Genomic DNA, 10,590 nt, shown 5'->3' with positions numbered 1-10,590 from the left:
GGGGTGCACAGGGGGTGCGCGGGGGGGTGCACAGCGATTTTCCGGTTCGCGATCCGCGCCGATCCGACGATCCGTGCAGGATCGCCGCATTGGTTGAACATTCGTGAAAGCGGCCGCGGTCAGGAGGCTTTCAGTACGCCACGGTCGATCTGATCCTGCTCGATCGCCTCGAACAGCGCCTTGAAGTTGCCTTCGCCGAAGCCGTCATCGCCCTTGCGCTGGATGAACTCGAAGAAAATCGGCCCGATGCAGGTCTTGGAGAAGATCTGCAGCAGGATCCGCGTCTCACCGCCGCCCACGACGCCCTCCCCGTCGATCAGGATGCCGTGTTCCGCCATGCGGTCCAGCGGCTCCTCGTGGCCGGTCACACGCTCCTTCGACATCGGATAATAGGTCTCGGGCGGCTTGGGCATGAACCTGACGCCGTTATCGGCGATGGCATCCACCGCCTCGTAGATGTCCTTGGCGCCCACCGCGATGTGCTGAATGCCCTCGCCATTATAGCGCTTGAGATATTCCACGATCTGCCCGGTCTCGCCGCGATCCTCGTTGATCGGGATGCGGATCCGCCCGCAGGGCGAGGTCAGCGCACGGCTGTAGAGCCCCGTATGCTTGCCCTGAATGTCGAAGAACCGGATCTCGCGGAAATTGAACAGATCGCCGTAGAACTTGAACCAGACATCCATGTTGCCGCGATGGACGTTGTGGGTGAGGTGGTCGAGATAGTGGAACCCGACCCCCTCGGGATTGGCATCCGTCACCCAGTCGAACTCTGCGTTGTAGGGGCTGGTCTCGCGGTACTGATCCACGAAGTAGATCAGGCTCCCGCCGATTCCGACGATCGCGGGCACATCCATCACCTTCCCGCCGCCCTCATAGGGCTCGGCGCCCCTGGCGACCGCATGGCGGAATGCGTGGTCCGCATCGGCCACCCGCCACCCCATCGAGGGCGCGCAGGGCCCGTGCTCGGCCACGAAGCGCGCCCCGTGGCTGCCCGGCTCGGCGTTGATCAAGTAGGTGATGTCGCCCTGCTGCCAAACCTCGACGGCCTTCGTCTTGTGCGTGGCGACATGGGTGTATCCCTGCGTCGTGAAGAGATCGCGCAGCACCTGCGGATCCTCATGCGCAAATTCGACGAACTCGAACCCGTCGGTTCCGGCGGGGTTCGCCTCGCTGATCTCGGAATGGGGGGCGTCGTGGGGGAAGGGACCCATGCTTGCTCTCCTCTATGTTCAGGAGAACAACTACATCTCACCGCCCGATGTTTCCGCGCGCTTTAGCCCCGCACCACGGCATGAGACGCGGCAGACTTGCGGGAATGGCCTAAAATCTGCGAGAATCGCGCATGGATGAAATCGACCGCGCGTTGCTGCGCCTCCTTCAGATTAACGCTTCGTTAACCTCCGAGGCGCTGGGCCGGAACCTCGGCCTTTCCGCCAGCCAGGCCGGCCGCCGCCGTGCCCGCCTCGAAGCCGAAGGCTACGTCCGCTCAATCCAGGCCCGCCTCGACCCGGCCAAACTGGGTCTGACCGTCCAAGCCTTCGTCCAGGTCCAGATGGCGACCCACGCGCCCCAGCAGGCCCGCGCCTTCCTGAGAATGCTGGACGCCCGGCCCGAGATCGCCGGCGTCTGGACCCTGACCGGAGAGGCGGATTACCTGCTGCGCGTCTGGTGCTCCGATCTGGCCGAACTCAACACGCTCATCCACCAGGCATTGCTGCCTCATGAGGCAGTTGCGCGCGTTCACAGTCAGATCGTCATGGATCAGCCCAAGCGGGACGCCCCTCTCCCCGTCTGACGTTGTGACACGGCGCCGGGTCGCCTAGACCAGATATATGGGTTCCCTCCTCGTCCTCGCAGCCGTCTATCTGGGTGCCGCGGTAATCTGCGTGCCCCTGGCGGTGCGCTTCGGGTTCGGGTCCGTGCTGGGCTACCTGATCGCCGGGGTCCTGATCGGCCCGGTTTCGGGGCTCGTGGGGTCCGAGACCACCGCGCTTCAGCATGTGGCCGAATTCGGCGTGGTGATGATGCTCTTCCTCATCGGCCTCGAACTGGAACCCCGCGCGCTCTGGCAGATGCGCAAGCGCCTGATGGGCCTCGGTTTCGGCCAGGTCACGCTGACCGCCGCCGCCATCGCGGGCGTCTGCATTCTGTTCGGCTTCGACGGTACCGTCGCGATCGCGATCGGCCTCACCCTGTCGCTGTCCTCGACGGCGATCGTGCTCCAGACCCTTGGCGAAAAGGGGCTGACGCCGACGCCCGGGGGGCGGTCCTCCTTCTCGGTGCTATTGGCGCAGGACATCGCCGTCATCCCGATCCTCGCGATCCTGCCCCTTCTCGGGCGCGATCATGGGGGCGGCCCGGCCGCAGCAGCGCATGGCGAGGCCGAGCAGATGGGCGACGGCGCCGTGGAGGAAATGGCGCTGATCGTGTCGGACTGGGTCAGCAACCTGCCGGGATGGGGTACCACGCTGATGACCGTTGCAGCCGTCGCGATCGTGGTGCTGGGCGGCCATTTCCTGACCCGGCCGGTCTTTGCCTTCGTGGCCAAGACGCGCCTGCGCGAGATGCTGACGATCACCTCGCTCCTGTTCGTGATCGGCGTCGCGGCGTTGATGACGCTGGTCGGCCTGTCCCCTGCCTTGGGCACCTTCCTCGCCGGGGTCGTCCTCGCGAACTCGGAGTTTCGGCACGAACTCGAAGCGGATATCGAGCCGTTCAAGGGGCTGCTGCTCGGCCTGTTCTTCATCACTGTCGGTGCCGGCATGGACTTCGAGGTCCTGACCGGTGCGCCCTTGCTGATCGCGGGCGTGACGCTTGGGCTGCTTGCCCTGAAGGCCGCGATCCTGCTGGGGCTGGGGATGGTCGCGGGGCTCAGGGGCCGGGATCTCGCGCTCTTCACGCTCAGCTTGCCGCAAGCCGGTGAATTCGGCTTCGTGCTCTCCGCCACGGCGGTGACTGTGGGTGCTTTCACCGCCGAGATCGAGTCGATCCTCCTGCTGGCGATCGCGCTGTCGATGCTGCTGACGCCCCTGCTCTTCATCGGATACGAGGCGCTGGCCAGACGGATGCAGGTCGCCTCCATCGAAGAGCCACCGGACGAGGTGGACGAGGAGGGCGACGTGATCATCGCGGGGGTCGGCCGCTTCGGGCAGGTCGTCCACCGGATGCTGCGCGGCGCGGGTGTGAGGGCCGTCGTCCTGGACCGCGATGTCGAAACGATCCGGACGATGCGCCGCTTCGGGGTGAAGACCTATCTCGGCGATCCCACCCGGCCCGACGTGCTGAAGGCTGCGGGTCTGGAACGCGCGAAGGTCCTCGTGATCGCGCTGGACGATCGGGCAGCCGCCGTCCGGATGACGAAGATGGCGCTCGAGATGAATCCCGGGATCGAGGTGATCGCCCGGGCCTACGACCGGGTGCATGTCTACGAATTGTACCGTGCGGGCGCGCGCCAGATCGTGCGCGAGATGTTCGACAGCAGCCTGCGCGCCGGCCGGTATGCTCTGGAACGCCTCGGCTGGACCGAGACCGAAGCCTACGAGGCGCGCGAGGCGTTCTACGCCCATGACCGCGACAGCGTCCGACAGCTTGCCGCGCTCTGGAAGCCCGGCATCCCCGTGGGCGAGAACGAGGCCTATGCCAGGCGCGCGGCCGAATTGTCGCAAGAGCTGGAGAATGGCCTCATCGGCCGCTTCGGCGAAGACGAGGAGGCGGCGCGGGCCGTCGAGGGCGACGACCCCGTCGACGAGGGTCGGGAGCCCGAAGAAACCCCGGGGGGCGCATCAGAAGACCCGGAACCGGTGGACAGCCCGGACGAAGGAGGATCCGACCGGGAGACCCGTCTCGTCAGGCCCGCCTCATAGGCCCTTCGCCCTGTAAGAGGCCGCGATCCGTTCGATTGCGACGATGAAGCCCGCGGTCCTCAGGTCCGGCACCTCTTCGCGGGCATGCCAGACGGCCCGCATCGCGCCGTAAGCGTCTCGCATCGTGTCATCGAGACCCGACCGCACCAACTCCAGCTCGCCGGCACCACGCAGATACTTGTCCTTGAAGTTTTTCGAGATCGTCCACTTCACGTCCGGATTTGCCGACAGACGCTCCAATTCGTCGACCAGGAGCTGGTGCCGCGCCTCTTCTGCCCGGCGCTGCATCCGACCAAAGCGGATGTGGCTCAGATTCTTGACCCATTCGAAGTAGCTGACGGTCACGCCGCCGGCATTCGCGTAGAGGTCGGGAATGATGACGCATCCCTTTTCCAGCAGGATGTCGTTCGCCTCGGCGGTAACGGGGCCGTTCGCCGCCTCGATGATCAGCGGAGCCTTGACCCGCGCGGCATTCTCCTTGTGGATCACACCTTCCAGCGCGGCGGGGATGAGGATGTCGCAATCGTCCTCCAACGCCGCGGCACCGTCTTCGGAATGGCCCGCACCGGGGAAGCCGGTGACGCCGCCGGTCCGCACGACATGCTCCCGCAGGGCGGCCACGTCGATCCCCTTCTCGCTGCGAACGACGCCGTCCCGTTCGATGACGGCGGTGATCTTCGCGCCGTCCTCTTCCGACAGGAACAGTGCGGCATGGAATCCGACGTTGCCGAGGCCCTGGAGGATGATGCGCTTGCCGTCCAGCGTGCCGGAGAGATTGGCCTTGGCGATGTCCTCGGGATGGCGAAAGAACTCTTGCAGGGCATATTGCACACCCCGGCCTGTCGCCTCGACCCGGCCCTGGATGCCGCCTGCGTTCAACGGCTTGCCGGTGACGCAGGCCCGGCCGTTGATATCGGTCGTGTGCATGCGCTGGTACTGGTCGACCATCCAGGCCATCTCCCGCTCTCCGGTTCCCATGTCGGGGGCGGGCACGTTCTGGGCCGGGTTGATGAGGTCGCGTTTGACCAGTTCATAGGCGAAGCGCCGGGTGATCTGTTCAAGCTCATGCTCGTCATATTCGCGCGGGTCGATGCAGAGTCCGCCCTTCGATCCGCCGAAGGGGGCTTCGACCAGCGCGCATTTGAAGGTCATCAGCGAGGCCAGCGCCTCGACCTCGTCCTGGTTGACGGCGAGGCTGTAGCGAATGCCGCCCTTCACAGGCTCCATATGTTCGGAATGGACGCTGCGATAGCCGGTGAAGGTGTGGATCGCGCCCCGCAGCCGCACACCGAACCGCACGGTGTAGGTGGCATTGCAGACGCGGATCTTCTCGCGGAGGCCGGGCCCCATATCCATAAGGTCGGCCGCACGCTCATACATGGCGTCCACCGAGGCGCTGAAACCTGCTGACATCTGTTCCTCCCGAATTCGGCCCGCTGTTGCACGCGGAGACATCAAGCCGACCCTATTTCGGGAAACGTTCAGAATTGAACAACAATGACACGCTCGTGCCGCAGATTCCGCCTCAAATCTGCCGGGTTGCAGAACGAAAAAGGTGCAATTCGACCGTTCCCGCCGGGGGGACCAGATTCGGAGCTATGTCTGCCATGTTCGTCACGAGCCTCAAGTCACGCCTCAAGTCCACCGCCTCCGGGTACGTCTCGGGCTTCGTCCGCGAGGAGCGAGGCGCGATGACGATCCTGAGCGCCTTCCTCTTCATCATGATGATGCTCGCGGGGGGCGTCGCGCTCGACTTCATGCGCTTCGAGACGGAACGGGCCCGCATTCAGTACACGCTGGATCGGGCGAGCCTGGCGGCGGCATCCCTGTCGCAGACCAACGGTCGCGAAGCGGTCATCCGCGACTACTTCCGCGCCGCGGGCCTGGGCGGCTACGATCTGGACGTCGAGATCTACACCGAAGGCAACAGCGTCAGCGTCGTGAAGGCGACTTCTTCGGCGCCGGTACGGTCGATGTTCCTCGACATGCTCGGCGTCGAGTCGCTGACCGCCCCGGCTTCGGCACAGGCCGAAGAGCGTCGGTCGAATATCGAGATCAGCCTCGTGCTGGACGTCTCGGGCTCGATGGCGGGCGAAAAGATCGAGGCCCTGCGCGGCGCCGCTCAGGGCTTCGTGGACGAAGTCTTCGTGACCGATGACCCGGCCGAACTGGCCGCCAAGAAAGAGCGTGTCTCCGTCTCGCTCGTTCCCTACGAAGGCAAGGTGAATGTCGGGTCGGTCGTGAGCAAGTACTACGACCTGGACCCATGGCATACGCTTTCCGCTTGCGCGCGTTGGGACAACAGCGACTTCACGGAACTCGCGGTTGCGGACAACCGGGTTCTCAAGCGGATCGCGCATTTCGACCACTGGTCCGGCGGCCCCCACGCCAAGCGTTACCTGGATCCCTGGAAAGAAAAATACGGAGGCCTTCTCGATCCGTATTGCCAGCTCGACGACACGAACGCGATCATTCCGTTCTCCAACGATCCGGACGACCTGAAGAGCAAGATCGGCAATCTGAAGGCCGTCGGATGGACGGCGATCGACCACGGCGCAAAGTGGGGCACGGTTCTGCTCGATCCCAGTGCGAATAGCCGGGTCGTCGAAATGATCTCCGACGATGAAGTGGATTCGAGTTTCGCCCTGCGCCCGTCTGCCTATGGGGATGAGCAGACGATCAAGGCCCTCGTGATCATGACCGATGGCGCGAACACGCGGCAGCACGATCTCAAGCCCGACCGGCGCGGAGACATCCCGAGCCCGATCTATGCTTACCACGACGATTTCGACGATATCCGCAGCACTTATGCCGGCGACCCCGTCAAGATCGCCGAAGAGATCAAGAAGATCGTCCTCGAAGACCGGTCCGACACCGAATATTCGATCTTCCTCGAAAAGACGAGCGAGGAGGAAGAAGAACCGATCCACTATGAATGGAAGAAGGACAAGGTCGACGACGAACCCGTCGGCGGCACGTCCAAGGCGCGTCAGCTGACCTGGGGCGAGGTCGCCTCGATCTTCAGCCATGTGACCGTGGCAGACCACATCCTGCCGCAGACGGTGACGCGGAACCACGTCGATACGCTGACGAAGAACAAGCAGAAAGGCAAAGTCGACGGGATCACCGTCCATGACGACGACTTCCGTTCGATCGCCGGCTGGAAGAAGAACACCGACAGCCAGGGCGGCCTGCACGAGGTCTATCGCTCCACCGGTCAGGCGGACAAGAACCTCAAGGCCCTCTGCGACAAGGCCAAGGCGGAAGGTGTCATCATCTACACGATCGCCTTCAAAGCGGCATCCGGCGGCCAGAAGGTCATGAGCTACTGCGCCACCTCGACCTCGACCTACTTCCAGATCGAGAAAAGCGACCAGAACTCGAAGCTGGACGACGCCTTCGACAAGATCGCCCAGACGATCAACGTCCTGAAACTGACCCAGTGATCAAGCAAGGATGACGATGTCTCTCCTCCGCCAATTGTGGCACCGCTTCAAATCGGAAGACGGATCCTCGACGGTCGAATTCGTCATCGTCTTCCCGATCTTCATCGTGGTGTTCCTGTCGTCGTTCGAAGCCTCTCTGCTGCTGACACGGCAGCTGATGCTCGAGCGGGGGATCGACATCGTGGTGCGCGCAATCCGACTTGATCCGACTCCCGAGCCGCCTCTCCCCGATTGGACGATCGTGGAAGTTCGACGTCAGATCTGTGAACGCGCGCTCATCCTGCCGAACTGCGAGGCATCCCTTCGGGTCGAGCTCAATCCAGTCTCTCGCGCGACTTGGGACGTGCCGAGTTCACAAGGGCCCTGCGAGCAGAAGCCAGCCGACTTCGATGCAGCGACGGACGAAGGGGTTCTCACGGTCGGAGGCGCGGAAGAGATCACGCTTGTCCGCGTATGCTACAACTTCGATCCAGTCTTCCCGCACTTGGGGCTCGGTCTTGCCCTGGTGAAGGATCAAGAAGAGGACACGGTCTTCATGATGGCAGCGTCCGCTTTCGTCTCCGAACCGAAGAAGGCCCCGGGACCATGACCTTGACCGAGTTCCGGAGAAAGCTCGTGAACGAACCGTTGATCCGCGCCGGCCATCGCGTATCCCGCTTTGGACGCGACGAAAGAGGCGCGATCGCGACCGAAGCGATCATCATCCTACCCGTTCTCATCCTCTTCTATCTGGTCAGCTTCACGTTCTACGACGCCTATCGAAAGCAGACCCTGATCACGAAGGCTGGCTACACGATCGGCGACCTGTTGTCCCGGCAACTGGACACGATGAAGATCGCGGACATCGAGGGAATGGCGGAAGTGCTCGAGTACCTCACTTTCCCTGCGGAAGGGGAATACCTTCGTGTCACGGAAATCGAAAGGGTCGTTGAGACCGACACAGTCGGCAACGTGACCAAGGACGCTTACGAGGTCATCTGGAGCCATGCGACGGCTGGAAAACCCGACCTGACCAATGCGGACGTCGCCGGTTTGCTGCGCCGGATTCCGAACCTTGCCCCGAACGAGCGCATCACCATGCTCGAGACGTATACGCCCTACGATCCGCCGTTCCATATCGGCCTCGACCCATACGTCATGGAAAGCATGACCGTGACCCGTCAGCGTTTCGCGCCGAAGCTCTGCTTTGAAGAAATCGTCGCTTGCCAACCCCTCTCCTGACGGGAACGCGGGTGACGGTCGCAGCTGACTGGCCCCTATTGAAACGACGAAAAGCTGATCGCTGGACTCCGGATCGTCGTGCCCCGATATCTGGGCAATGCGACTGCCCGACAGCTTTTTGGACGAACTGCGCAACCGCCTGAGCCTGTCTCAGGTGGTGGGGCGCAAGGTCGTCTGGGATCTGCGCAAGTCGAACCAGGCCAAGGGGGATTGGTGGGCGCCCTGCCCTTTCCATCAGGAAAAGACAGCCAGCTTCCACGTCGATGACCAGAAGGGCTTCTATTACTGCTTCGGCTGTCAGGCGAAGGGCAACCTCTTCGGCTTCGTGATGGAGACCGAAAACGTCTCGTTCATGGAAGCTGTCGAGTTGCTCGCGCGGGAGGCCGGGATGCAGATGCCCGCCCGTGACCCGGAGGCGGCCGTGAAATCGGACCGGCGCAGCCGGTTGGCCGAGCTGTGCGAAGAGGCGACGAAGTGGTTTCGCCTCCAGCTTTCGACACGCGCCGGATCCGAGGCACGGACCTATCTCGACGGCCGGGGCCTGCAGAAGCAGACGATCGACCGGTTCGAGATCGGCTTCGCCCCCGGAGAGCGGGAGGGGCTGCGTCGTCACCTGATGGACAAGGGCGCGCCGCCTGAGATGATCGAAGCGGCCGGCCTCGCCACCCCCGCGGAGGACGGCGATGTCCGGGACCGGTTCCTGAACCGGATCACCTTTCCGATCCGCGACGGACGCGGTCGATGCATCGGGTTCGGCGGCCGGGCGATGAACCCGAACGCCAAGGCGAAGTACCTCAACTCCCCGGAGACCGAGCTCTTCGACAAGGGCGCCAACCTCTACAATCTTCGCGAGGCCCGCGCGGCAGCCGGAAAGGGCGCCCCGCTGCTGGTTGCCGAAGGCTACATGGATGTCATCGCGCTGGCGCAGGCCGGGTTCGAGGCCGCCGTCGCCCCGCTGGGAACCGCAGTCACCGAACGGCAATTGCAGCTTCTCTGGCGCGTCGCGCCCGAGCCGATCGTCGCGCTGGATGGAGACGAGGCCGGACAGCGCGCCGGGCTGCGTGTGGCGGATCTGGCGCTGCCGCTCATCAAGGCGGGACAGTCACTGCGCTTTGCGATCCTGCCACAGGGACAGGATCCCGACGACCTGATCCGTGCGAAGGGACGTGATGCGATGCAGGCGGTCATCGAAGGTGCAAGCCCCATGATCTCCTTGCTGTGGCAGCGTGAAACCGATGGACGACAACTGGATAGCCCCGAACGGCGGGCCGCCTTCGACGATGATCTTCGGCGCCTGATCCGGCGCATCAACGATCCGGGTCTGCGTCGTCATTACGGGGACGAATTCGCGCGCCTTCGCGCCGACCTGTTGCCTCCGCCCGTCCGCGCCCCGCGGAATGGCAAGGGCGGGACCAGCCGCTGGCAGCCCCCGGCGCAAGCGATGTCGGGAACGCGAAACTCCGCGCTGGCCTCGGGCCTTTCGCCGGATGCGGTCCTCGAACAAGTGGCCTTGGCCGGCCTGGTTCACCATCCGCGTCTCATCGAAAGCTTCGCCGATGATCTCGAGCGGATGCAGTGGAGCCGCGAGGATCATTCAGCCCTTGCCGACGCCCTTCTGTCGTTCGACCCTGAATTGGAAACGCGCGATGATCTCGGCGCGCGTCTGGGAGGAGACACCCTTGAAGCCTTCCTGGGCCTCGCCCATCTCCGAATAGTCCCGGCCACGCGGCCGGGAGCGGATGACGAGACGGCGGCCGCCTGCATTCGCGACGCCCTCAACCGGCTCGAAACGAGACGGGGCGCAGAGAGGGAGCGCGAGGAAGCGGCGGAGGATCTGGAGGCCGGAGGAGACGAGGCGCTGACCTGGCGCGTGACCCAGGCAGCGCGGCGCAGGGACGCCGCAATCCGGGCCCCTCGGGAGGAGACGGGAAGCGCGGCCGAAGAAGCCGCGGAAATGTCAAAGCGATTGCAGGACCTTCTGGACACACGCGTCTGGGAGAAAACGAAAAGAAAGTGATTCGGGGTGTGGCCGGCGCTGATTCGAGCTATTGATTCGC

At 64.0% G+C, this 10,590-nt stretch carries 8 protein-coding genes; 6 read left to right on the top strand and 2 right to left on the bottom strand.

Features of this window, described 5'->3' with window-relative positions; translation table 11 throughout:
- Positions 1-119: 119 nt before the first annotated feature.
- Positions 120-1,214: a 4-hydroxyphenylpyruvate dioxygenase gene (gene hppD / locus jaqu_RS08855; protein WP_043918604.1), complete on the bottom strand. Its 1,095-nt coding sequence runs from the start codon at positions 1,212-1,214 to the stop codon at positions 120-122.
- Positions 1,215-1,345: 131 nt separating this feature from the next.
- On the opposite strand from hppD, the gene jaqu_RS08850 reads away from it, so the two are divergent.
- Positions 1,346-1,798, top strand: coding sequence for an Lrp/AsnC family transcriptional regulator (locus jaqu_RS08850; RefSeq protein ID WP_043918603.1), 453 nt, complete (start codon positions 1,346-1,348; stop codon positions 1,796-1,798).
- Positions 1,799-1,835: 37 nt separating this feature from the next.
- Complete coding sequence (locus tag jaqu_RS08845; protein WP_084629611.1) at positions 1,836-3,866, top strand: monovalent cation:proton antiporter-2 (CPA2) family protein; 2,031 nt, start codon at positions 1,836-1,838, stop codon at positions 3,864-3,866.
- Here jaqu_RS08845 and jaqu_RS08840 read toward each other — a convergent pair.
- Positions 3,861-5,279 carry a Glu/Leu/Phe/Val family dehydrogenase gene (locus jaqu_RS08840; protein ID WP_043918602.1) on the bottom strand — a complete coding sequence of 473 codons (1,419 nt, stop codon included), beginning with the start codon at positions 5,277-5,279 and terminating at the stop codon, positions 3,861-3,863. The two genes, jaqu_RS08845 and jaqu_RS08840, sit on opposite strands and share 6 nt — an antisense overlap.
- Positions 5,280-5,473: 194 nt before the next feature.
- Between jaqu_RS08840 and jaqu_RS08835 the strand changes: the two genes are divergently transcribed.
- The 4 genes from jaqu_RS08835 to dnaG all read left to right on the top strand — a co-directional run bounded on the left by jaqu_RS08835 (position 5,474) and on the right by dnaG (position 10,550).
- A complete protein-coding gene (locus jaqu_RS08835) occupies positions 5,474-7,312 on the top strand; it encodes a pilus assembly protein TadG-related protein (RefSeq protein ID WP_161793850.1) in 1,839 nt (612 codons plus the stop codon).
- 10 nt (positions 7,313-7,322) lie between these two features.
- The gene (locus tag jaqu_RS08830; RefSeq protein WP_043918600.1) at positions 7,323-7,901 is read left to right on the top strand and encodes a TadE/TadG family type IV pilus assembly protein; all 579 of its coding nucleotides are present in this window, start codon (positions 7,323-7,325) and stop codon (positions 7,899-7,901) included.
- A 26-nt stretch (positions 7,902-7,927) separates the two neighbouring features.
- Entirely contained in the window at positions 7,928-8,533 is a 606-nt protein-coding gene (locus jaqu_RS20605; protein WP_141134337.1) for a TadE/TadG family type IV pilus assembly protein, read from the top strand.
- Between the two features lie 97 nt (positions 8,534-8,630).
- Positions 8,631-10,550: a DNA primase gene (gene dnaG, locus jaqu_RS08820; protein ID WP_043918599.1), complete on the top strand. Its 1,920-nt coding sequence runs from the start codon at positions 8,631-8,633 to the stop codon at positions 10,548-10,550.
- Positions 10,551-10,590 lie beyond the last annotated feature (40 nt).

This window comes from Jannaschia aquimarina (assembly GCF_000877395.1).
GTDB lineage: Bacteria > Pseudomonadota > Alphaproteobacteria > Rhodobacterales > Rhodobacteraceae > Jannaschia > Jannaschia aquimarina.
Note: the sequence above shows the minus strand (reverse complement) of the source record. Positions and strands in the feature narration are given on the sequence as shown.